At 59.6% G+C, this 21278-nt stretch carries 24 protein-coding genes; 7 read left to right on the forward strand and 17 right to left on the reverse strand.

All coding sequences use genetic code 11. The annotated features are described in order from the left end of the window. Positions 1-28 precede the first annotated feature (28 nt). Positions 29-1402: an aspartate aminotransferase family protein gene (locus IP76_RS22535; protein ID WP_054160484.1), complete on the forward strand. Its 1374-nt coding sequence runs from the start codon at positions 29-31 to the stop codon at positions 1400-1402. Here the strand turns inward: IP76_RS22535 and IP76_RS22540 are convergent, their stop codons facing one another. The 7 genes from IP76_RS22540 to IP76_RS22570 all read right to left on the reverse strand — a co-directional run bounded on the left by IP76_RS22540 (position 1403) and on the right by IP76_RS22570 (position 6970). Beyond that, positions 1403-2623, reverse strand: a complete 1221-nt coding sequence (locus IP76_RS22540; protein ID WP_054160485.1) for an RNA polymerase sigma factor — start codon at positions 2621-2623, stop codon at positions 1403-1405. It abuts the gene before it with no gap. 10 nt (positions 2624-2633) lie between these two features. Beyond that, positions 2634-2996 (reverse strand): YciI family protein, encoded by a 363-nt coding sequence (locus tag IP76_RS22545; protein ID WP_054160486.1) that lies wholly within the window; start codon positions 2994-2996, stop codon positions 2634-2636. Further along, positions 2996-3367: a YciI family protein gene (locus tag IP76_RS22550; protein ID WP_054160487.1), complete on the reverse strand. Its 372-nt coding sequence runs from the start codon at positions 3365-3367 to the stop codon at positions 2996-2998. The genes IP76_RS22545 and IP76_RS22550 overlap by 1 nt, the downstream gene beginning before the upstream one ends. Positions 3368-3708: 341 nt before the next feature. Then, complete coding sequence (locus IP76_RS22555; RefSeq protein WP_054160488.1) at positions 3709-4482, reverse strand: SDR family NAD(P)-dependent oxidoreductase; 774 nt, start codon at positions 4480-4482, stop codon at positions 3709-3711. A 142-nt stretch (positions 4483-4624) separates the two neighbouring features. Next, positions 4625-5788, reverse strand: coding sequence for a TMEM43 family protein (locus IP76_RS22560; protein WP_054160489.1), 1164 nt, complete (start codon positions 5786-5788; stop codon positions 4625-4627). A gap of 361 nt (positions 5789-6149) precedes the next feature. Then, a complete protein-coding gene (locus tag IP76_RS22565) occupies positions 6150-6437 on the reverse strand; it encodes a DUF2218 domain-containing protein (RefSeq protein WP_054160490.1) in 288 nt (95 codons plus the stop codon). A 2-nt stretch (positions 6438-6439) separates the two neighbouring features. Then, complete coding sequence (locus IP76_RS22570) at positions 6440-6970, reverse strand: PadR family transcriptional regulator (RefSeq protein WP_306765503.1); 531 nt, start codon at positions 6968-6970, stop codon at positions 6440-6442. Positions 6971-7188: 218 nt separating this feature from the next. Here IP76_RS22570 and IP76_RS22575 point away from each other — a divergent pair, with 218 nt between their 5' ends. Then, the gene (locus IP76_RS22575; protein WP_054160515.1) at positions 7189-7662 is read left to right on the forward strand and encodes an OsmC family protein; all 474 of its coding nucleotides are present in this window, start codon (positions 7189-7191) and stop codon (positions 7660-7662) included. 15 nt (positions 7663-7677) lie between these two features. Here the strand turns inward: IP76_RS22575 and IP76_RS22580 are convergent, their stop codons facing one another. After that, positions 7678-9168 (reverse strand): glycosyltransferase family 39 protein, encoded by a 1491-nt coding sequence (locus IP76_RS22580; RefSeq protein WP_054160491.1) that lies wholly within the window; start codon positions 9166-9168, stop codon positions 7678-7680. Further along, positions 9161-10168, reverse strand: coding sequence for a glycosyltransferase family 2 protein (locus IP76_RS22585; protein ID WP_054160492.1), 1008 nt, complete (start codon positions 10166-10168; stop codon positions 9161-9163). Before IP76_RS22585 ends, IP76_RS22580 begins: the two co-directional genes overlap by 8 nt. A 93-nt stretch (positions 10169-10261) precedes the next feature. Between IP76_RS22585 and IP76_RS22590 the strand changes: the two genes are divergently transcribed. Together IP76_RS22590 and IP76_RS22595 are read left to right on the forward strand one after the other, a co-directional pair. Continuing rightward, complete coding sequence (locus tag IP76_RS22590; RefSeq protein WP_054160493.1) at positions 10262-11218, forward strand: lysylphosphatidylglycerol synthase transmembrane domain-containing protein; 957 nt, start codon at positions 10262-10264, stop codon at positions 11216-11218. A gap of 66 nt (positions 11219-11284) precedes the next feature. Next, positions 11285-11533, forward strand: coding sequence for an aldo/keto reductase (locus tag IP76_RS22595; protein ID WP_245281543.1), 249 nt, complete (start codon positions 11285-11287; stop codon positions 11531-11533). Between the two features lie 38 nt (positions 11534-11571). Here the strand turns inward: IP76_RS22595 and IP76_RS22600 are convergent, their stop codons facing one another. Both IP76_RS22600 and IP76_RS23210 read right to left on the reverse strand, forming a co-directional pair. Further along, positions 11572-13074, reverse strand: coding sequence for an AMP nucleosidase (locus tag IP76_RS22600; protein WP_054160495.1), 1503 nt, complete (start codon positions 13072-13074; stop codon positions 11572-11574). Between the two features lie 108 nt (positions 13075-13182). Then, positions 13183-13353 (reverse strand): hypothetical protein, encoded by a 171-nt coding sequence (locus IP76_RS23210; RefSeq protein ID WP_156318699.1) that lies wholly within the window; start codon positions 13351-13353, stop codon positions 13183-13185. A gap of 360 nt (positions 13354-13713) precedes the next feature. Between IP76_RS23210 and IP76_RS22605 the strand changes: the two genes are divergently transcribed. Further along, complete coding sequence (locus IP76_RS22605; protein ID WP_245281544.1) at positions 13714-14073, forward strand: VOC family protein; 360 nt, start codon at positions 13714-13716, stop codon at positions 14071-14073. A 69-nt stretch (positions 14074-14142) separates the two neighbouring features. Here the strand turns inward: IP76_RS22605 and IP76_RS22610 are convergent, their stop codons facing one another. Continuing rightward, complete coding sequence (locus IP76_RS22610) at positions 14143-14478, reverse strand: DUF2147 domain-containing protein (RefSeq protein ID WP_054160497.1); 336 nt, start codon at positions 14476-14478, stop codon at positions 14143-14145. 514 nt (positions 14479-14992) lie between these two features. Here IP76_RS22610 and IP76_RS22615 point away from each other — a divergent pair. Beyond that, a complete protein-coding gene (locus IP76_RS22615) occupies positions 14993-15259 on the forward strand; it encodes a sel1 repeat family protein (protein WP_054160498.1) in 267 nt (88 codons plus the stop codon). 154 nt (positions 15260-15413) lie between these two features. Here the strand turns inward: IP76_RS22615 and IP76_RS22620 are convergent, their stop codons facing one another. From IP76_RS22620 to IP76_RS22630, 3 genes are all read right to left on the reverse strand, one after another. Continuing rightward, entirely contained in the window at positions 15414-16526 is a 1113-nt protein-coding gene (locus IP76_RS22620; RefSeq protein ID WP_054160499.1) for a pyridoxal phosphate-dependent aminotransferase, read from the reverse strand. Between the two features lie 137 nt (positions 16527-16663). Next, a complete protein-coding gene (locus IP76_RS22625) occupies positions 16664-17080 on the reverse strand; it encodes a PilZ domain-containing protein (RefSeq protein ID WP_054160500.1) in 417 nt (138 codons plus the stop codon). Between the two features lie 120 nt (positions 17081-17200). Beyond that, a complete protein-coding gene (locus IP76_RS22630) occupies positions 17201-17554 on the reverse strand; it encodes a hypothetical protein (RefSeq protein ID WP_054160501.1) in 354 nt (117 codons plus the stop codon). 216 nt (positions 17555-17770) lie between these two features. On the opposite strand from IP76_RS22630, the gene IP76_RS22635 reads away from it, so the two are divergent. Next, positions 17771-18985, forward strand: a complete 1215-nt coding sequence (locus IP76_RS22635; protein WP_054160516.1) for an NAD(P)/FAD-dependent oxidoreductase — start codon at positions 17771-17773, stop codon at positions 18983-18985. Between the two features lie 171 nt (positions 18986-19156). Here IP76_RS22635 and IP76_RS22640 read toward each other — a convergent pair whose 3' ends face one another. Both IP76_RS22640 and IP76_RS22645 read right to left on the reverse strand, forming a co-directional pair. Continuing rightward, positions 19157-20089 carry a site-specific integrase gene (locus IP76_RS22640; RefSeq protein WP_054160502.1) on the reverse strand — a complete coding sequence of 311 codons (933 nt, stop codon included), beginning with the start codon at positions 20087-20089 and terminating at the stop codon, positions 19157-19159. 298 nt (positions 20090-20387) lie between these two features. Then, positions 20388-21278: porin (locus IP76_RS22645; protein WP_054160503.1), on the reverse strand; the 891-nt coding region annotated here is incomplete at its 5' end.

Consider the following 21278-nt stretch of genomic DNA (forward strand, 5'->3'; position numbering starts at 1 on the left):
ACGACTGCGGCCCGCCGAGGACATGTCCATGAACAAGCCGTTTTCTGCCGTCTCCAATCTCGGTGCCATCGACGCTGCCCATCATCTTCATCCCTTCTCGGACATGAAGAAGCTGAATGCTGCCGGCACCAAGATCATTACCCGGGCGGAAGGCGTGCATATCTGGGATGCGACGGGCAAACAGTATCTCGATGCCTTTGCCGGCCTCTGGTGCGTCAATGTTGGCTATGGCCGCAAGTCGATCGCCGATGTCGTGCATGCCCAGATGCTCGAACTGCCCTATTACAACACCTTCTTCGGCACCACGACGCCGCCGACCACGCTGCTCGCCCAGAAGATCGCCGAAAAGACCGGCCCGAAGATCAACCGCGTCTTCTTCTCCAATTCGGGCTCGGAAGCCTCCGACACCTGGTTCCGCATGGCGCGCGTCTACTGGAAGGCGCTCGGCCATGAGACGAAGACGCAGGTCATTGCCCGCAAGAACGCCTATCATGGCTCGACGGTCGCCGGCGCCTCGCTCGGCGGCATGAAGTGGATGCACGAGCAGGGCAACCTGCCGATCAAGGGCATCCACCACATCAACCAGCCCTACTGGTATGCCGAAGGTGGCGATCTTTCGCCCGAAGACTTCGGCGTCAAGGTGGCGCGCGAACTGGAAGAGAAGATCATTGAACTCGGCGAGGAGAATGTCGCCGCCTTCGTGGCCGAGCCGATCCAGGGGGCCGGCGGCGTTATCGTGCCGCCATCGACCTATTGGCCAGAAATCAAGCGCATCTGCGCCAAGTACCAGATCCTGCTCGTCGCCGACGAAGTGATCTCGGGCTTCGGTCGCCTCGGCTCCTGGTTCGGCCACCAGCATTATGATTTCGAGCCGGATCTCGCCCCGATCGCCAAGGGTCTGTCATCTGGCTATCTGCCGATCGGCGGCGTTCTCGTCTCCGACCGTGTGGCCGAAGTCATGGTCAACGAGCTCGGCGATTTCTACCACGGCTACACCTATTCCGGACACCCGGTGGCCGCTGCCGCAGCCCTTGAGAACATCCGCATCATCGAGGATGAGGGACTGGTGGAGCGCGTCCGGGACGACACCGGCCCTTATCTCGCCGCCGCCCTTGCTTCGCTGACGGACCACGAACTGGTGGGCGAAGCCGTTAGTGTCGGTTTGATGGGTGCCGTCCAGATCACTGCCGACAAGGCCACTCGCCGCCGCTTCAAGAAGCCTGACGATACGGGGACTGCGGTGCGCAACCAATGCGTTGACGCAGGCGTCGTGCTGCGCGCCACCGGCGACCGCATGCTCTTCTCGCCGCCGCTGATCATCTCCCGCACCGAGATCGATCAGGCGGTGGACACGCTGCGCAACGGTCTGGATTGGCTGAAGGACAACAGAGGCGAGGGGTGATCACGCCAGTTCTTTCAATCTGGCCTCGATGAAGCCTCGCTCATGGGCGTGGCCTGCAAGTGCAAGGGCGGTGACATAGCTGGCGCGGGCATCTTTCACGTGGCCCAGCCGGCGTTCCAGGTCAGCCTTCACGCTGTATGCCGCATGATAGCGTTTCATCGCAGGGTCCTGCAGGAGGCGATCGACGACGGCCAGGGCGGTGCTTTCCCCGTCGACTTCGGCGAGGGCGACGGCGCGATTGAGCGCGACGACGGGCGAGGGGCTCGCTTCGAGGAGCATGTCATAGAGCGCAAGGATACGGTGCCAGTCCGTGTCCTCAGCGGACCTTGCGCGGGCGTGGCAGGCGGCAATCGATGCCTGGAGGCCATAGGCGCCGATCTCTCCGGTCGCATGAATGCGGCTTAACAGCGTTTCGCCCTCTGCAATCATGCCCGCGTCCCACAGGTCTCTGTTTTGGTCCGTGAGCAACACAAGTGCACCTCCTTTGTCGAGGCGGGCCGATTTCCGCGATTGCTGGAACAGCATCAAAGCGAGGAGCCCCAGACATTCGGTATCGGCGATCATGCCGGCGATCAGCCTTCCGAGATGGATAGCGTCATCCGACAGACGCTCAGATGGCCCAGCACGGCCATGCCCCTCATTGAACAGCAGGTAGACGACGGTAAGAACGGTCTCGATGCGCTCGGGCAGGTCTTGCATTTCGGGTATGGCATAGGGAATGCGCTGAGCGCGTATCTTCGCCTTCGCCCGCACGATCCGTTGGGCGATGGTCGCCGGAAGAGTCAGGAAGGCCCGTGCAATTTCTTCCGTGGTCAGGCCGCAGACCTCACGCAGTGCCATGGCCATCCGTCCCTCGTCCGGCAGGGCCGGATGGCAACAGGTGAAGATCAGCCGCAGCATGTCGTCTTCGATCATCATGGGATCGTCCTCCGCACGCCCCTCGATCTCGGCGAGATAGGCGAGGTCGTCCTGGTGTCGGTCGGCAAGTGCCCGCTTTCGTAGCCGATCAATGGTTCGGAACCGGCCCGCCGAAACGAGCCAGGGTTCCGGATTGCGCGGTACGCCCTTTGATGGCCAGACCATCGAGGCTTGCAGGAAGGCATCGTGCAGGGCCTCGTCGGCCAGCTCGAAACTGCCGAGCAGACGGATGAGCGTGGCACGGATACGCGGTGCAGACTGGCGATAGATGCCTTCGATCTGTTGGTGGACCGGATCTGCCATTCGGCCCCTCCTAGCCGGATGACAGGGTGAGGGTGCGGACTGGCCGGATCTCGATGGTGCTGTGCTGAAGGGACGGGATGCGGCTGGCGATGTTGATTGCCTCGTTCAACGTCGCCGCCTCCAGCAGGTAAAAGCCGCCAATATGTTCGCGGCTTTCGGCAAAAGGGCCGTCATGGACCACAGGCCCTTTTGCCGAGCGCCTGATCGTGACGGCATGCTCCGGCTCGTCCAGCGCTTCCGAGACGATGTGATGGCCGGATGCCGTGATCGCGGCGTCAAAGGCAAAGTGTTCCGAGACGATCCGGCGGTGATCTGCCTCGGAAATCGCGTCGATATCGGCCGGGTTGGTGTGGATGAAGCAGACGAAGCGCATCAGACCGGCTCCGCGTCATGAACAGGAATATCGCAGAGCGCACGGATTTCGATGCTGCCATACCGGGCGATCGGAACACGGGCGACAATCTCGGTCACTTCACTCAGGTCCCGCGCTTCGATGAGGAGAAAGCCGCCGAGATGTTCCCGGCTCTCGGTAAATGGGCCATCTGTGGTCAGCACATCGCCCTGCCTGACCCTGAGCGTGAGTGCTGTTTCTGGAGCTGTGAGCGGCGAGGCCATGACGAGGTGCCCGCGTTCTGCGAGGGCGAGATCATAAGCGAGTGACTGTCGATCCAGCTCGCGTCGCTCGGCATCGCTTAAGGCTTGCATCACGGTTTCGTCGAGCCAGACCTGGCAAAGATACTTCATGGGATCCTCCGTTCCGTCTGCTGATCCTATCGCAGACACGGATCTTGTCGAACGGCCGGTGGCGAATTCGACAGGCGAGCGGCGTGCAGAAAAAAGAAATCCACTTTGTCGAATGGAGGATCGCCGGTGCGACCAGAGGTTACATCAACCGGAGGATCAGGTTATGCATATTCTGGAAGCCGCTCTCGTTCAGGCGCTCGTCGATCGGGCAAAACAGCAAAAGGCGGCGCGCGAAGCTGCTTGCGAGGAGCCGCAGCCTGCGGCTCTCCCAAATTCCCGGATGATATGGTTCGGCAAGCACTCCGTTCTCCGCCGCCTTTGGCTGCGGAGATACTGGTCGCTCACGGCATCAGCTGTCCGCCATTTACGTCGATCGTCTGTCCCGTGATGTAGCCCGAAAGCATGGACGAAGCGAGGAACAGATAGGCACCGACACAATCCTGCGGGGTGCCCGTGCGCTTCAGCGGTACGCTACCGGCGACCTGATCGAGCTGGCCGGGAAGCGCATATTTCTCCTGGAACGGTGTGGTGATAACGCCGGGTGCCACCGCATTGACGCGGATATCGTATTTGCCGAATTCCAGCGCCATGCCCTTGGTGACAGCAGCGACGAAAGCCTTCGATGAGCCATAGACGCCGGAACCTGCGGTTCCGCCACTGCGGGCGGCGACAGAGGTCGTGTTGATGATGAAGCCGCCCTGCTTCTTGATGTGGGGCAGTGCTGCATGCACGGTCGACAGCACGGACCGGCCATTGACGTCCATCACCTTGTCGTAATGGGCGTCGGTCATCTTTTCATAGGTCAGTCTGGCGATCATGCTGCCGGCATTGTTGATCAACCCGTCCAGCCGACCGAAAGTCCTGGCAACCTCTTCGACCGCTGTCGCCATTGCGTCCGAATCCGTGGCATCCGCCCGCACGGCAAACACGGAGCCCCCGGCCGCTTCGATGTCGCGGGCAATGGTATGTGCGGCTTCCACATTGGAATTGTAGTGCAGGCCGACCAGCGCGCCCTGTGCTGCGAAGGCCCGGGCGAGGGCTTCGCCGATCCCACTCGATGCGCCGGTGATCAGGACGGCCTTGCCGGCGAGATCGGGGATGGTGAGTGTCGTCATGGTGATGTCCTCCTCGTGTCGGAAAAAGTTAGACCGGCCCTGCCGTCATTTGGCAAGGCCGGTCTCATCCATGTTGGTTCACTATGACCGAGCGCAGTTCAGGCAAGAACCAGGTCGCCTCCCGTGCTTCAGCTTCCCGCGGTCACGCGGCAGGCGCGACTGGCTTCTTCCGACCATATTTTGAATAGGCCCATACAACGGCTGCAACGACCACAATGAGCCCAATCGACAGGAGAGGCCGGACGGCAAACCAGCCGATTGCGATGACAGTCACGCCAACGGCGAGCGCCATGACGAAGGAAACCAGCCCCGTCCCGAAGGCAATCAAGGAGCCGACAAACGGGATAACGTCACCGATCACGCTGAATATCCGCAGGATCAACGCAAAGCCGACGAACAACGCAAAAATCCCCGCCAGGCGAATGGCCCAGGTCAGCACAACATTTTCGGCCTGGCTGTCGGCGAACATCTTGGCGAAGGGTTCCCGGCCTGCGGCCAACAGGAACAGAGTGTACCCGTTCTGCGTGGTGTATTCCGTCAGACGGTCACCGTGCTGCATGCCGACGATGCTGACTTCTGGGAGCATGATCTTTTCAAAGCGAACCTTGGTGTCGCCGATCTGCGGTGCCTTTTCATCGGCGCCGAAATAGAGCGCCTGCATCACGGCACGGCCTTCACCAGGATAACCGAGGGCCTCCGAGGCTTCAGCGGCTGTTTCATTGGTGATCGGCAAGGCGACGCGCGCGCCAACCGAGGCGATCTGCGAACCGGCGACGCTAAAGGCCCCCAATTGCGCAGTATCCACCAGGGTTTCTGACGACGGCAGCCAGAAATCCGGGTTCTCGTGCCCCGCAGGCTCCTTGAACTCCGATGAATCCTGGGCCTTCTCGCTCCATTCCTTGGAGTAGCTATAGGTCGTCACGGTTTCTTCGCCGCCGCCGAGCTTTTTCTCGGTCGTGCTGCTTTTTTCCTCGACCCATTGATAGATCTCCACCTTGCGCGCCAAGCCAATCGCCCCGGAGACGCTGATCCCCGTCTCAGGATCGACTACATCTGCGGTCGGCACCACATCGCTTTCGATGTGAACCAGTTTGCGATCAAGCGCCGGGTCGACGCGGGATGCATCGGTCGTAACGACGATCGATAATCCTTCCTCCAGAGACTTATAGGTCTCGATCGATCGACTTTCATTCCAGAACAGCGCGACAATTGCCACGATGAGTAGAACCAAACCGAACAATGCACCCGTCAGCGCCCCGCCCAGACGTGAAAACCAAGATGTTGATGTTTTTGTTACCAAATTCATGGCAGCCCCCACTATTAAGCGCCCTTGTTTACCCAGGAGGCTTTCTAGCAACTTTTGCCATGGGCGAAAGATCTTATCTTGGGAAGATTAGGCTTTGGTGAGGATATAGTTCTCGCGCGTCCAGCACGTGGTTCAGGCTCCGAAACGAGACTGATCTACGGCCGACCTGTTCTGGGTTTGCGCATGGGCCGTGGCTCGTCTTGAGCCGTCTGTCATGATGAAAGATCGGAGGTGTTCGAGCGCGAACCTGGCTGCAGGCTCGGGTCCTGTCACCATCGATCAAATCACGAGGGGCTCGGATTCAGGTTTTAACAGCCAGAGGCAACCTGAACCCGCTTCGACGTCCGTGTTCCAGGAAGGATCAGGCCGGTGTCCAGTCAAACGGCAGCGGCGCTTCGCGGAAGGCGAAGCGGTCGAGATGGCTCGCCACCACGCCTTTCATTCGCTCCAGCACGTCGTCTGACGCGGCCTCGATGTCCACGGTCAGGGACGAGGCGTCGCATGTCATGACGGCCGTCGCTTCGGCAAACCGCACGATACCCTTTTGCTCTCCAAGCTCGACGTCGAGTTTGTGGGCCCAGTGCTTGCAAAGTTGCTGCACGTATTTCCAGCCGTTTTCGGTAGGGATCACCGCTTTTACTGTTTTCATTGTCAAAGCCTTTCGATCTTGCCGACCGCTTCGTCGAGAATGCGGGCGACTTCCAATTGGGTTTCGCGGGTCGCACCTTCGCGCGACAGGCAGTCATGCAGGGCCGTCTTGAGGTTGTGCATGGCCCGGCGAACGGGAGCCGCATCGGTCCGCTCGCTAACCTTGGCCAGAGCCGTCAACCGGCCGATGGCGATGGCGACTTCATCGGCGCGTTCGGCAAGATGCTGCTGACCCGCCTCCGTGATCGCAAGCAGCTTGCGCGGACCTTCGCTTGCCTGCTCTTCTGCAAGCCCCATGTCGAGAAGCAAAGTCATCGTCGGATAGACGACGCCGGGCGAGGGGGCATATGCGCCGCCCGACAGCGTTTCGATCTCGCGGATCAGGTCATAGCCGTGGCGCGGCTGCTCGCCGATCAGTTTCAGCAGTACGAGCCGCAATTCGCCGCCGTCAAACATGCGTCGCCGTTCGCCGCGACCGCGTGGACCTCCGTCCGGTCCGTCGAAGGGGCCGCCGCGTCGGGCCATCCCCATCATGCGATGTATGCCCCGGCCGCAGCCGTCACCTGAATGTCTGTGGTCTCTGTGTCCGTGTCTCATCATAAGCTCCGTAATTTATGTCTGAAGTGCATCTACGATATATCTTAGATCGCTTTATGCAAGGGACTCATTCAAAAATTGGTGGAGCGGCGCGGCAGGCCTTGGATGAGTTGGCCGCCTTGCCCTATGGTCTGGGCAAAACGAAAGGGACGGCAATGTCTGAGCATCGGCACGAATATGCGGTGAAGATCACCTGGCAGGGGGATCGCGGAACGGGAACATCCGGTTATCGGGCCTATGGCCGCGATCACACGATTTCCGTGGCTGGCAAGCCGGATATTCCAGGCTCAGCCGACCCGCATTTTCTAGGCGATCCCACCCGCTGGAACCCGGAAGACCTGCTGGTAGCTTCCGTCTCGGCCTGCCACAAGCTGTGGTATCTGCATTTCTGCGCCGTGTCGGGCGTGATTGTCACGGCCTATGAGGACAATGCGCAAGGCGTGATGGAAATGGATGAAAGCGGCGGCGGTCGCTTTACTGAAATCGTCCTGAAGCCCCGCGTAACGATCAAGCGCGGCACATTTCCAGACATCGCCCGCGAATTGCACGAAGACGCGCATGAAAAATGCTTCATCGCCAATTCGGTAAATTTCCCTGTCCGCTGCGAGCCGGAGATCATAGAGGTTTGAGGCCTCGTAAACCCGTTAGCGCGGATAGACCCAGGCATAGCCGAAACGGGCTTTTTCCTCATTGAACGAATGCTGGAAGGGAAGATCGATCAGACGTGCCTCGCCGAGCCGGTAGGCCGTTCCCTTCTGGTCGAGCCAGGAGGTCAGGCTCTTGGGAACTGCAGAGCCGTCACCGCCCAACCAGACGAGCAGAATCGGCTTCTCCGCCGTCCATTGATAGGCCGCATTCAAATGATCGTAGACGATGGCCATCGCGGGCACGTCTGGCATTTGAAGATGCAGGTTGCCGGCTACTAGCCAGTTGTCGGCAAGCATGAGCCCCGGCCTGCGGCCTTCCTCGGCGATGACGCGTTCGAGGAAATCGCCGTATGGCATGTTGTACGCCTGATAGGAGCCGAATAGCTGCGGTGCATTCGTCCGAAGCACGAGCGCGATCGGCGCGAGGCACATGACGATCAGGGGAACGATCAGCAAGCGTTGGGCGTAGTCGCTCGGTCGCACCGCAGAAGCCTGGAGCTTGAGGCAAAGCCAGATTGGCACCAGCGCGACGAAAGGCATCAGCCAGCGGTCCCGAAGCGCCGTCATGCCGATGGTGAGGATCAGCAGAAGGATCGTCAGAATGACCGTCAGGAAGAAGTGCTCGAAAAAGCGCGTCCACTGGGTCGATTGCCGCAGGCTGCGGACGAGTTCTTGGCGGAAGGCAAAGACATATACGGCAACGAGGGGAGCGAGAATCACAAGCACGATACGTAGGAACCGGAGCGGTCCCTGGAGAAGTTTCGCCAATGCATTCTCTGGCGCCTCCTGCGCCATGATCGACAGTGTCTTGCCCGATGCGATCGAAAGATTGTCGATCAGCCACAAGCCATGGGGCAGGACGACGAGGATGCCCACCAGCGCGGAGATCAGAATTCGGCGGTCGAATAGCCGACTGCGCCAATCTGGATTGAGCGCAACTGCGACGAAGGTACCGAAAAAGACCAGCGCAAAATTATACTTCGAGATCATGCCGAGTCCGGCGGTCAGGCCGAGCATGGCATAGAGAAAGGTGCTAGGCGCCTTAATGGTCCGAATGGCCGCCAGCAGAAAGAGATTGATGCAGATGACGAGCGCGACCGAATGCGTGAGATCCCGTTGCGCCTCCCAGAAGATCTGAGGAATGGTCATCAGCGAGAGGGTCGACAGGGCGGCAAAGAGTTTGTCGGTCAGGAGTTCGCGCGCCAGGCGATAATGGCTGGCATAAAGCAAGACAAGCGCCACGGCTTTGACGAAGGCGATCGAGGCCATCGACAGGCCAAACACGGAGACGAAGGCGGCCTGAATCCAGTTGTAGAGTGGCGGCTGCGAATCGTAGCCTTGAACCATCCATTGTGAAAAGAAGGCCTGCTGCGCCTCATCATAGCGCATCGCATCCGGCATGATCAGCCGCACGACAAATTGCAGGGCGAAGTAGCCAGCCAGCAGGAGAAGGACGCTGTCGGGCCGACGGATAATCAGATTACGCATCCGTCTCCGCCCCGAAGATCGTCCGCACGATATAGTTCGGCGAGGCGTCGTCGCGGTAATAGGTCCGGGCGATCATCTCGGCGAGGATGCCGGTTGTGATCAGCTGGACCGATGACAGGAAGAGCATGAAGCCGAGGATCAGCATCGGACGGCCGCCGATGTCTTCGCCGAAGGCGACCTTCTGAACGAAAAGCCAGAACAGGATGATTGCACTGAGAAAGCCGGTGCCGAGGCCGAGCGAGCCGAAAAAGTGGCCGGGACGCGCCTTGTAGCGCATGAAGAACATCACCGAGAGCAGATCGAGGATCACCCGGAAGGTGCGGGATATGCCGTATTTCGAGGTGCCGTGCTGGCGGGCGTGATGGGTCACTTCCATCTCGCCGATGCGCGAGCTTGGAACGACACCCGCCACCCAGGCGGGGATGAAGCGGTGCATCTCGCCCATCAACTTCACCTGCTTGATGACGGAAGCACGGTAGATTTTCAGGCTGCAGCCGTAGTCGTGCAATTTCACGCCGGTGATGCGGCCGATCAGGTAATTGGCGCACCAGGAGGGGATTTTCCGCAAGACCAGCCCGTCCTTGCGGTTCTTGCGCCAGCCGACCAAGAGGTCGAGTTCGCGCTCCTCAAGGGCTGCCACCATGGCTGGAATGTCTTTCGGGTCGTTCTGCAGATCGCCGTCAAGTGTTGCGATCAGCCGTCCGCGCGCCGTGTCGATGCCGGCCTGCATCGCGGCCGTCTGGCCGAAATTGCGCTGAAGCTCGACGACCTTCAGGTCGAGGCCGGGACGCGACAGATAGCTCCGCGCGTTCAAAAGCGTGCGATCGGCACTGCCATCGTCGACCAGAACCAGTTCCCAGCGCGCGCCGTAGGCGGACATGGCATCGACGATCCGTTCGATCAGCGGGCCGACACTCTCTTCTTCATTGAAGACCGGCACCACGAGGGAAAGCTCAAGGCCCGTCACTTCGGGTGAAAAGGGCAGGCCCGCTTCAATCATCGCACTCACTGAAAAACTCCATGTCGTCCGGATGGCCTCAGGCAGTGCAATCGTGGTAGAGGCGCCTGTAACCGTCGTCGGGTGCTTGACTATATGAAATCGAATGCGGAAGAAAGCGGCCAGACATGGATCATGCGCAACCGCATGGGCCTCGTGACATTTGCCGCACTTCTGGCCTATGTGCTCTTCCTGCACTGGGCCTTCGGCCTCGGTGAACTCGCCGACCGTTTCCAGGCGATCGGCGTTCTCCCGCTCGCAGTGGCGCTGATCCTGCTCGTGTCGACCTATGCGCTTCGCTGTTGGCGGATCGCCGACTATTTCCCCCAGGAAACGCGGGGACAGTTTCGCCGGCTGCTGCGTCTGACGCTCGTGCATAATCTGTTGAACATCATGCTGCCGATGCGGACCGGGGAGACGAGTTTTCCGCTTCTGATGCGCTCCGAGTTCGGTATGCCGCTGGCTCGGGCGACGGCCGCACTGTTGGTGATGCGGCTCCTCGACCTCCATGCGCTTCTCGCGGCAGCCGGGATCGGTCTCGTCATCAGGCAGGACTGGGCTGTCTGGGCGGTGCTTGCCTGGCTCGCCTTCGTGCTCGCGCCCCTGCCGGCCTTTGCCCTGAAGCGCCCGATCCTTCGGCTTGCAAAGAAACTTCCGACAAAGCTCGAGACCCTCGTGGCGGAGATCGAGCGCGGCCTTCCGGCGGGGCCAGCCGCTTTTCTGCGCGCCTGGGCCGCTACGCTGATCAACTGGGGCGTCAAGGTTCTGGTTCTCGCCTGGGTTCTGGCCTTTATGGACGTAACACCGATCGCGGCGAGCTTCGGCGGCGCGCTGGGCGGGGAACTGTCGTCCGTTCTACCCGTCCACGCGCCGGGTGGCGTTGGAACCTATCCGGCAGGCATCGTCGCAGGCAGCGTGTCGTTCGGGGCGCCTGCAACCAGGGACAGTCTGGAAAGCCTCGGCAAGGCGGCGGTCAATGCCCATCTCCTCATCCTGGTCTCTGCCTTCGTCGGCACCGCGCTGGCCGTTTTGATCGCGCCGCGCAAGCGGTGACGCCTCCCAGGCAGACCGGGCCGCGATATGGTTATTCGCTGATTGCTCGGGCGGTGGGGCTGGAATTTGTGCCAGCAGGCCGCGCTTGCCTGGGTGGTTCAGAGGCCGGGTGTCTCCTCTGTGTTGATCGGGGCCAGCAAGCCGGACCAGTTGGCGCAGAACCTGGCCTCGCTGGATGTGGTTCTGTCGTCCGATCAGCGTGAAGGCCTTGAACAAGCAAGCGCACTGCCGGTGCTCAACCCTGACTTCATCTTCCACATGCCGTCAAAAGTGCTGTTTCGCGGGCGAAAGGTGAAGAGTTGGCCACGGGCCTGAAAGGAGAGGGCGGCCCGCGCAGGGCCGCCCGTGTCTGGTCACTGGAACGCTGTCTCGAAGAAGCTGCGCAGCTTGCGGGAGTGCAGTTTTTCCGGCGGCATGGCGCCGAGCTTTTCCAGCGCCCGGATGCCGATCTGCAGATGCTGGCTCACCTGTGTCTTGTAAAACGCGGTCGCCATGCCCGGCAGCTTCAATTCGCCATGCAGCGGCTTGTCCGAAACGCAGAGCAAAGTTCCGTACGGCACGCGGAAGCGGAAGCCATTGGCAGCGATCGTCGCCGATTCCATGTCGAGTGCGATGGCTCGGGCCTGAGACAGGCGCTTTACCGGACCGCGCTGATCACGAAGTTCCCAGTTGCGATTGTCGATGGTGGCGACCGTGCCGGTGCGCATGATGCGTTTGAGCTCAAAGCCCTCGTAGCCGGTGACCTCCTCGACCGCGTCTTCCAGCGCAAGCTGCACCTCGGAAAGTGCCGGGATCGGCACCCAGGCAGGCAGGTCGTCGTCAAGCACGTGGTCTTCGCGCATATAGGCATGGGCCAAAACGTAATCGCCCAGACGCTGGCTGTTCCGCAGGCCTGCGCAGTGGCCAAGCATCAGCCAGGCATGCGGACGCAGCACGGCGACATGGTCGGTAATCGTCTTGGCATTCGAGGGACCAACCCCGATATTGATCACGGTGATGCCGCCATGCCCCTTCTTCTTCAGGTGATAGGCCGGCATTTGTGGCAGGCGGCCGATGGCGACGCCCTCGGTGGGCTCGGAATGACCGGCCGGTGTGATGATATTGCCGGGCTCGACAAAGGCCGTGTAGTCCCCACCGCCATCCGCCATCAGCTTGCGGGCATAGGCGCAGAATTCGTCGACATAGAACTGGTAGTTGGTGAACAGCACGAAGTTCTGAAAATGCTTGGCACCCGTTGCCGTGTAATGCGATAGCCGTGCCAGCGAATAGTCGATGCGCTGGGCCGTGAACGGCGCCAGAGGATGCGGTTCGCCGGGCTTCGGCTCGTATTCGCCATTGGCGATTTCGTCATCCGTGACGGTCAGATCCGGCGTATCGAAAATGTCGCGCAGCTGCATGTCTGCAAGTCCGCCGGCCGAGGCCTCGACATGCGCGCCTTCGCCAAAGGCGAAATGCAGCGGGATCGGTGTTGTCGATTCCGACAGCGTGATCGGCATCTGGTGATTGCGCATCAGAAGCGCCAGCTGTTCCTTCAGATAATGACGGAACAGCTGCGGCCGTGTGATCGTGGTCGTGTAGATGCCGGGGGATGTCACATGTCCATAGGACAGGCGGCTGTCGACATGGCCGAAACTCGTCGTCTCGATGCTGACCTGCGGATAGAAGGCGCGGTATCGGCCCTCAATGGCTCCCCCCTGAGCTAGCTTTGAAAAGGCGTCGATCAGGAAATTGGTGTTTCGCTCATAGAGCACCGTCAGCGCATCCACGGCGGCCGTGGCGTCGGTAAAGACTTGAGCCTTGAAGGGCTCCGGGCTGAACGAGGGAAGGGCGGCGGAGGATGAGATTCGTGTTTTCATGGCACATTATAGGAGACGAAACTTGACAAGCAAACGACGTCTCGGGGCCGGCGACAAGTTTTCCGCTACAGAGTTGTCAGGGCCTGCTTCAGGTCCGGACTGCGCCAATTAGAACGTCGGGCGGCAAGTGTTGAGGCCTGTCGGCGCACAGCTGGCGACAAGACCGGTCGACACCTCGCGCCGTGTCGGCGCATTGTGAATGACCAGATGGCTGAAGGCCACGGCAAACACCGCCATGGTGAGCGTGAGGATCGTCATGCGTTTCGCCAGATCAGCCATGTCCAGAACTCCCTATCTGTCCTTTTCCCTGTTTACGGTTCTAGCGGGCCCGGACTGAATGAAGGCTGAGGTGCCGGTTCATCCTGCATTCACAAGAATGAACAGTTTCTAATACGTGGTGGTGCGAGGAGCGCCACGACGGCAGAGGCGAGGCATGACAGCGGGCGAAGTTTTGGTTGGATTTGGGAGCCGCGTGTCCGCAGCCTTCCCTTTCGTTTTCGGAGGGGATAATCATGACGACTGCTGGCGAGCACCGTCTCGCCCAATGCATCCTTCGGGCGAACAGGGGGTACAGGGCACCGTCCCCAGGCTGCCTCGCCGCCCGGCAACATGGTGTCATCCATGAGCAAAGAGACTGAAATGCCCCTCCGTTTCGGACGTGTCGCAACGACCGTGCCGGTCAAGGACATGGCAAGGGCATGTGATTTCTATGTGGGCCTGCTTGGGTTCGAGAAAGTGTTCGAAAACGGCGATCCCGTCGGGTTCGTGATCCTCAAGCGGGATCATGCGGAAATTCATCTCAGCCTTCAGAAGAATCACAAGGCAACCGATTTCAATATCGCGCACATGATGGTTGAGAACATCGATCGGCTGCATGATCTCATCCAGCAGCACGGATTGAGGGTCGTCAAACGCCTTCAGGCCAAGGACTATGGTCTCAGGGCCTTCGTCTTTGAGGATCCTGATGGGAACCGCATCGATGTGGGCGAGCCCATCTGAGACGGCAGGCCATGAATGAGAAGGGCGCCGGTTGATGCCGGCGCCCTTTGATTGGAGATATTGTTCGCCTTAGAGGCGGGACCAGGTCTGGCTCTTGCACAGAACGGCCAGAACGCAGCCCTTCATTTTCAACGAATTGCCGGAGACGGTGCCGGAGCCCGAATAGGTTTTATCGTTTTCCGGATCGGTGATCTCACCCGAATAGCTGTCGCCGCTGCCCGACATCTTGCCGATCTGCTTGCCGTTGTGCTTGCCGCTCTTCAGCGTCACGCAAAAGGCGCCGCCGCAGGGCGCGATCTGCGCCGTGGCGCCAGATGCTGTCTTCCAGTTGCCCTCGATCGGCTCGGCTGCCTGTGCCGTGATGGCCGAAAAGGCGAGCGCCGCCGCAATGATGATGGTCCGCATGGTCTGTTGTCTCCTCCCGAGATGGTGATGCCTGGCCGATACTCTTGCCTGGATCCTCTTCCAAGCAAGCGCAACGGTTAAAAATAATCTTACGCACACGTAAAGGTAAAATGCAATCCGCAGCATTCCGGAGGTGTTTCTCCCGTGGGAATTCGGCATTTCAGCGGATGCACTGCGAAGCCCTTCGTCGTTCGTGGTGAATGATCGGTTGATTTTGAGATCTGAAATTTTCGTAAATATCCGTGCAAATCTCTTGTTTCGCAGGCCTTGCGATACTTAACAGAAACTCAAGTTTACGAAGCTTTTGTACTTTGTTTTCAGCAAATTAAGGATGCATTTTAAGCGACTTTCAAAAGCCTTCCTGCATATTGGACCCATCAAACGAGCAGGGACAAACCCAGCCGATACCCGACCCAAGCGAGAATGACCGGACAACGAGCCGGCGCCGTGAGGGAAGGGCCCGAAAGGGAAAAACAGGGACGTTTAAACCACTAGGCAAACAGGGACAAAACCAATGGCACGCTTTGAAATGCACAATTCTGAAAATGCCACCATGGGTGGCGAAACCCGGGCCGACGTCTTCCGCGACATGGGTCTGATGTATGCGACCGGTCGCGGTTGCCCGATCGACCTGGTCTCGGCACACAAGTGGCTGAACATCGCAGCGATCAAGGGTTGCGACCGCGCCGCCGAGCTGCGCGCGGATCTCGCCCACACCATGAGCAAGTCCGAGCTCGCCGAGGCGCTTCGTGCCGCCCGCGAATGGATGACGATGCACTGATACGGTCCCGGCCACCAAGCGTGGCCGGCGACGTCAGGACAACAACCCGATTGGGGAACGTGGCGGGGACCTTTGGACGGGGCCAAGGCCAACACTTTTCAAGACCGTGACCGGCAGGAACAAGGCCGGCGCGGTCTTTTTCATGCGCGACTGTTTATCCGATTGCCTTCAGGACCAGGGGCAGGGCCTGTTCGAAGAGATCGAGATCGGCGGGCAATCCCGTCGACACGCGGATGCAGCGATTGAGCGGAGCAACACCCGGCATCCGGATGAAGACGCCGTGCTCCATCAGGCCGTCGACGATCGCACGGGCATAGACACCGTCCCGCCCGGTGTCGATCGCAACGAAATTGGTTGCCGAAGCAAGCGGCGTGAGACCATTTGCGCGTGCGATCGTGGCAATCCGCTCCCGCGCTGCCTTGATCCGATTGACGACAGCGGTGAGATAAGCCTGATCGGCAAGGGCCGCGAGGGCGGCTTCCGTCGACAGGCGCGGCATGCCGAAATGATTGCGGATCTTGTCGAAGGCAGACACGGTGCCCGCCGTACCGATGCCATAGCCGACACGTGCACCGGCCAATCCATACGCTTTGGAGAACGTCCGCGTGCGGATAACGTTTGGCAGATCGATCAGCGCGTCTGAAGCCGGAATCGAGCCTTCAGGTGCCGTCTCGCAATAGGCTTCGTCAAGGATGAGGAGCGTCGTGGACGGCAATGCGCGGGCGAAAGCCACGACATCGTTTGCATCCCACCAGCTGCCCATCGGGTTGTCAGGATTGGCGAAATAGACAAGCGGCGCATTTTCCTGGTTCACCAGTGCCAGAAGCGCCTCAAGGTCTTCCCGGTCATCCCGGTAGGGTGCTGTTACCAGACGCCCGCCAAAACCGTTCACATGGAAGTTGAAGGTCGGATAGGCACCGAGCGAGGTCACCACGGGCATGCCGGGCTCGATCACCAGCCGAACGATCAGCCCCAGGAGATCGTCGATCCCTTCGCCGATGACAAAATTCTCCGGCAGCAGATTCAAATGGCTGGCAAGAGCTGCCTTGAGCGCATGGTTTTCCGGATCATTGTATTTCCAGATCTCGCCGGCTTTCTCGCAGATGGCCTGAAGCACGGAAGGGGCAGGGCCGAAGCCGCTTTCATTGGCGCCGATCCGGGCCCGGACGGTTTGTCCCTTGAGGCGTTCAATGGCTTCCGGTCCGACGAAGGGAACGGTCGCGGGAAGGCTGATGGCAAGCGGTGTGAAGCGCGAAAAAGCAGTCATGCGGGAGGCGTCCTGGCATTGGTGAGGGTGCACAGGATAGGTCGGGCCTGTTTAAAGACAAGCCCTTTGGGACAGCATCTGGTTCGGTTGGCTGGCGATGTTCGCGGGGAAATTCAGGTCGGCGTTCAGTTGGCGTATCAGCGTCCGAGGCGTGCGCCGCTGCCGTTCTGGAACGGTTTCGACGGTGCATCCAGCTTTTCGCCGAGCATGAAGTCCGCCCGCACGATCTGATGCAGCAGGGCTTCGGAGATGGGCGCGATGAACTTCACACCGACCCTGTTGGCGCTCCGATAGACCTCGGCGCAACCGATCCGGGCCGCAAGGCCGATGATCTGCAGATAATAATGGGAGGAGAGGCCCATGGCCGTCGTGACTTCGATTGCGGCCCCGCCACGGGAAATGTCGACGACCTGGCAGCTGCGGATGGTGATGCCGGTCAAACCCGGATTGACGGCCATGACCTTGGCCGGCCGACGGACATAAAAGCGTTCCCACTTGCGCTCGTACATTTCCGAGGTCACGCCCGCCAGATGTGTCGAATTTTCCATGGCCATCGCAGCGTGTTCCCTTTTCCCACTCGACACGACGCTAGAGGTGAAGCTTTTCAATTGGATCAATAAGATGATTCAACATTTAGGAAGCTCTGATATTGTCCTGCGACAGAGCAATCCGGTTCAGTGGCTAAGCTCGAAGTTAAGCCGAACGACATGATGGAGAAACTCTGCATCGATCAGCATGTTGAAGCCAATCGTCAGCTTCTCCGCCTCACGTCGGATCACGGTGCATCCGATATGATCATGGATGCCCAGGATCTCGAGAAAGAAATTGCTCGGTACGGCAACATGTGGCGACACGTCGAGCTCGGCCCCATAGAGCGATATTGTCCGGATCACGCAGCGCAGGCTTGTCGCCGTGCTCAGGTGATGGCCGACAAATACGATCTTGCCCGGCCGGTCGATCTTGAATTTCTCGAAGATCTGGTCCCGCGGGATGGGGGCTTTGACGTCTGGTATCGACTGTAGCGGCATGTCGCGCTCCTCAACGAGTTGCCTGATCCTAAACTAGCGCAACTTTCTGTATCCATGCTGCAATCATTCGATAAAATTCTACCGGACTTTGCATTTTGGTCCCGATGCGGGACACGCGATCGATTGTTGACCACAAAGGGCCACGAAGATACGCCTAGCTCGGCTGTGTCGGCTCAACCGGGCAGTGCAAAGTGATTTTTTGAAGAGGCAGTGATCGTGACGGGCAGACTGGTGATCATCGGAGCGGGGCAGGCGGGGTTTGCGCTCGCGGCCAAAATGCGGACCCTGGGCGATCAGCGCCCGATCACCATGCTTGGTGCCGAGCCAGTTGCCCCCTATCAGCGCCCTCCACTGTCGAAGAAGTACCTTCTGGGCGAGATGAGCTTCGACCGCCTCCTGTTTCGCCCGGAGGAATGGTATGTCGAGAACAATGTCGAGCTCAGGCTTTCGACATCGGTCGAGATGATCGATCGGGAAGCGCGGCTTGTCCGCCTGTTCGACGGCAGCAGCATCGACTACGAGACGCTCGTATTCGCGACCGGGGCATCGCCCCGCCGGCTGCCGGATGCGATTGGCGGCAATCTTGAAGGCGTCTACACGGTTCGCGACAAAGCCGATGCGGACAAGCTGGCCGTGGAAATGAAAGCCGGTCGGCACGTGCTGATCATTGGCGGTGGCTATATCGGTCTTGAGGCCGCCGCCGTCGCCCGCAAGCTCGGTCTTTCGGTCACGCTCATCGAAATGGCGGATCGGATCCTCGCGCGTGTCGCGGCGAAGGAGACGGCCGAGATCATGCGGGCAATTCATAGTGCGGAAGGTGTGGATATCAGGCAGAGGACAGGGCTCGTCCGGTTGATCGAGGATGGGGGCCGGGTGACGGCTGCCGAACTCTCCGATGGAACTGTTCTTGACATCGATATGGCCATTGTCGGCATCGGTGTTCTGTCGAATGACCAGCTGGCCTCTGACGCCGGTCTTGAAACCATGAACGGTATCGTCGTCGATGATCACGCCCGGACTGCCGATCCTGCCATTTTCGCCGTGGGCGACTGCGCCCTGCAAACCTGGAACGGTGAGAGAGTTCGGCTGGAATCGGTTCAGAATGCCGTAGACCAGGCAGAGGCTGTCGCGGCCCAGCTCGTCGGTGGCACTGCGGCCTATCAGCCGAAACCATGGTTCTGGTCGGACCAATACGAGGTCAAGCTGCAGATCGCGGGCTTCAATCTCGGATATGATGAAACACTGGTGCGTGCGGGTAGCCGGGAGGGCAGCGCTTCGGTCTGGTATTTCCGCAAGGGCCAGCTGGTTGCGGTCGATGCGATCAACGATGCCAAGGCCTATGTGACCGGCAAGAAACTTCTGGAAACGGCAAAGGTCGTCGACAAGGCTGTGCTTGCTGACCCAGCGGCCGATCTCAAACAGTTGCTGTGAGAGTGTGAAGCGGGGGTCCTGTCCGCGCTCCTCTGAAGACAATGAGAAAGGGTCCGGTGCTAGCCGGACCCTTTATTTGTTTGTAGAATAGTTGTCGCATAAATCTAAAAGCTCAATCTTTTCAAAGTGATGGTAGCGCTATCACATCACTTTCAAAAAAAAGTGATGCAATCAGCATGCAGCAGCCCGTTCGAGAACGGGGACGCACATATCGAGGTCATGCGAGGCAAGATGCGCATAGCGCATGGTCATGGTCAGCGTCTGGTGTCCGAGCCACATCTGCACTCGGCGGATATCGATGCCGCCCTGAACCAGGCGCGAGGCGCAGGTGTGGCGAAGAACGTGCGGCACGACATCCTTGTCGTCCGCAAATCCGATCTTGTCCTTGGCATTGTGCCAGGCAATCCGGAAGCGCTGCTGATCGATTTCGGCAAAGGGGCCGGAGTGGCGCCTGTCAGACGCTGCAATGGCAGCTGCGGCCCTCTGGGTGAGGGGGACGGAGCGCGAACGGCCCGACTTGGTGACCCAGAAGGTGACGCGATGGGCATTGATATCGCCCCAACGCAGATCGAGTCCCTCGCTCAGGCGGGCGCCTGTATCGACGAGGAACATGCAGAAGCGGTAGTAAAGTTCGGAATGGGCGCGAATTTCGGAGAACAGCAGGTCCTCCTCGTCGCGATCGAGGAATCGAATTCGCCCGGCTTTTTCCTTTTGCCGTTTGAATTCGGGCAGACTATGGACGTCTCCCATCTTGTAGGCCTTTCGCAGTAGCTTGCTGAGGGCCGCCATCTTTCGATTGATGGTGGCGTTGCTATTACCGCGTTTGCGCAATTTGCCGATAAGTTCGTCGAGCATCGACTGCGAGAAGGTCGCAAAGCTCGGGATATCAAGGAGATCGTGAAGCTCTCCGATAAAATTGGTGACATTGTACTTGTGGCTGCCATTCATCCACAGCAGGTCGCCATATTTGGCGAACATCTCACGCAGGGAGGTTTCCCGCACCTCGTGCAGGATATTGCCGGTACTGTACTGATAATGGACGGAGTAATTGGGTACCTCGACAAAGCTGTCGAAACCCGTCCCGACCGGCAGTTCCACTTGCATATGTCCCCCACATCTCATTCGCATGCGCGAACGAGCCCGTCGCTCGTTTCCCCGCGAGCGGCATAATTGTTATAAGATATAAAAAGTATAGGGCAAAACGGCACAAACTTTTGTGATCGGCTCGATGCGAGCCCCTGCCATGCTTTCGATTTGCGTCTCCTGGATTGGTAGCCCTTATGGAGGGAAGGGCGGGAAAGATATTGAATTACAACAATAGTCAGGTGAACTGCTGCTTGAGCGAAAGGGCCCGGCTCCAAAAGAAGCCGGACCCTCTAGCTATTCGCTAATCCGTTGTGGATTAGAACGAACGGGTCAGGCGAACGAAGCCCGAGAAGCTGTCGTCGGAGTTGTCTTCGTCAACATACATCAGGTCAGCAGAGGCCTTCAGGCCGGTAGCGATCTGGTATTCAACGAGCAGGTCTGCAGCCCATGCGTCGTCAGAGGTGAATGCGCCACGGTCGTCGCCGAACAGGCCAGCGTCGTTGATGCCGCTGTAGTAAGTGACCTGCGGGGTGATCGAGAGCTTTTCGGTTGCCTTAAAGGTGTAGGCTGCGCCGATGTTCCATTCGGAGTTGAAGCCGTAAGCCGACTGGCCAGAAGCCCATGCACCAGCAATGCCGAGCGTGCCCGGACCGAGGTCAGCCGAGAGAACAGCGCCGATGCCACCTTCAGATTCTTCAACGTCGTAAACGCCGTTGACGACGATCGAAGCCGGACCGAAAGCAGCCGATGCAAAGCCCTGGATACCAACAGAGTTGGAGTAGCCGTCAACCACTGCGAGGTCATCCACGCCGAGGCCAACGCTGAAAGCGTCCGTGGCATAGGTGTAGGTGGCCGTGTTGAAGCGAACATTGCCGAAGAAGTCGTCAGACTCACCAGCCAGACCCCAGTCGTCAGCCCAGGTCACTACGCGACCGACCTTGAAGCCGCCAACGGTGATGTAAGCCTGGTCGACGCCAACCGATGCGCGGCTGCCTTCTGCGCCCTGCGAAGCCTGCAGGCGGATGTAGGAACCGATGGTGCCGACTTCGGAGTCGTTCTTAGCTTCGAACGTCAGACGGGCACGAACTTCGCTTTCCCAGTTGTCCTGATCGAGAACGGTGTCGTCATCGTTAAAGTTGAGGGTCGCACGGACTTCGCCGCCGATCTTGAGGCAGGTCTCGGTGCCGGGGATGTAGAAGTAGCCGGT

Source organism: Rhizobium sp. AAP43 (assembly GCF_001296045.1).
Classification (GTDB): Bacteria; Pseudomonadota; Alphaproteobacteria; order Rhizobiales; family Rhizobiaceae; genus Allorhizobium.

Excerpts from the sequence above, each read along its gene's own strand:
- IP76_RS22535 (WP_054160484.1), top strand. The coding sequence starts at position 29 with ATGAACAAGCCGTTTTCTGCCGTCTCCAATCTCGGTGCCATCGACGCT.
- IP76_RS22540 (WP_054160485.1), bottom strand. The coding sequence starts at position 2,623 with ATGGCAGATCCGGTCCACCAACAGATCGAAGGCATCTATCGCCAGTCT.
- IP76_RS22545 (WP_054160486.1), bottom strand. The coding sequence starts at position 2,996 with ATGCGCTTCGTCTGCTTCATCCACACCAACCCGGCCGATATCGACGCG.
- IP76_RS22550 (WP_054160487.1), bottom strand. The coding sequence starts at position 3,367 with ATGAAGTATCTTTGCCAGGTCTGGCTCGACGAAACCGTGATGCAAGCC.
- IP76_RS22555 (WP_054160488.1), bottom strand. The coding sequence starts at position 4,482 with ATGACGACACTCACCATCCCCGATCTCGCCGGCAAGGCCGTCCTGATC.
- IP76_RS22560 (WP_054160489.1), bottom strand. The coding sequence starts at position 5,788 with ATGAATTTGGTAACAAAAACATCAACATCTTGGTTTTCACGTCTGGGC.
- IP76_RS22565 (WP_054160490.1), bottom strand. The coding sequence starts at position 6,437 with ATGAAAACAGTAAAAGCGGTGATCCCTACCGAAAACGGCTGGAAATAC.
- IP76_RS22570 (WP_306765503.1), bottom strand. The coding sequence starts at position 6,970 with ATGATGGGGATGGCCCGACGCGGCGGCCCCTTCGACGGACCGGACGGA.
- IP76_RS22575 (WP_054160515.1), top strand. The coding sequence starts at position 7,189 with ATGTCTGAGCATCGGCACGAATATGCGGTGAAGATCACCTGGCAGGGG.
- IP76_RS22580 (WP_054160491.1), bottom strand. The coding sequence starts at position 9,168 with ATGCGTAATCTGATTATCCGTCGGCCCGACAGCGTCCTTCTCCTGCTG.
- IP76_RS22585 (WP_054160492.1), bottom strand. The coding sequence starts at position 10,168 with ATGATTGAAGCGGGCCTGCCCTTTTCACCCGAAGTGACGGGCCTTGAG.
- IP76_RS22590 (WP_054160493.1), top strand. The coding sequence starts at position 10,262 with ATGAAATCGAATGCGGAAGAAAGCGGCCAGACATGGATCATGCGCAAC.
- IP76_RS22600 (WP_054160495.1), bottom strand. The coding sequence starts at position 13,074 with ATGAAAACACGAATCTCATCCTCCGCCGCCCTTCCCTCGTTCAGCCCG.
- IP76_RS23210 (WP_156318699.1), bottom strand. The coding sequence starts at position 13,353 with ATGGCTGATCTGGCGAAACGCATGACGATCCTCACGCTCACCATGGCG.
- IP76_RS22605 (WP_245281544.1), top strand. The coding sequence starts at position 13,714 with ATGCCCCTCCGTTTCGGACGTGTCGCAACGACCGTGCCGGTCAAGGAC.
- IP76_RS22610 (WP_054160497.1), bottom strand. The coding sequence starts at position 14,478 with ATGCGGACCATCATCATTGCGGCGGCGCTCGCCTTTTCGGCCATCACG.
- IP76_RS22615 (WP_054160498.1), top strand. The coding sequence starts at position 14,993 with ATGGCACGCTTTGAAATGCACAATTCTGAAAATGCCACCATGGGTGGC.
- IP76_RS22620 (WP_054160499.1), bottom strand. The coding sequence starts at position 16,526 with ATGACTGCTTTTTCGCGCTTCACACCGCTTGCCATCAGCCTTCCCGCG.
- IP76_RS22625 (WP_054160500.1), bottom strand. The coding sequence starts at position 17,080 with ATGGCCATGGAAAATTCGACACATCTGGCGGGCGTGACCTCGGAAATG.
- IP76_RS22630 (WP_054160501.1), bottom strand. The coding sequence starts at position 17,554 with ATGCCGCTACAGTCGATACCAGACGTCAAAGCCCCCATCCCGCGGGAC.
- IP76_RS22640 (WP_054160502.1), bottom strand. The coding sequence starts at position 20,089 with ATGCAAGTGGAACTGCCGGTCGGGACGGGTTTCGACAGCTTTGTCGAG.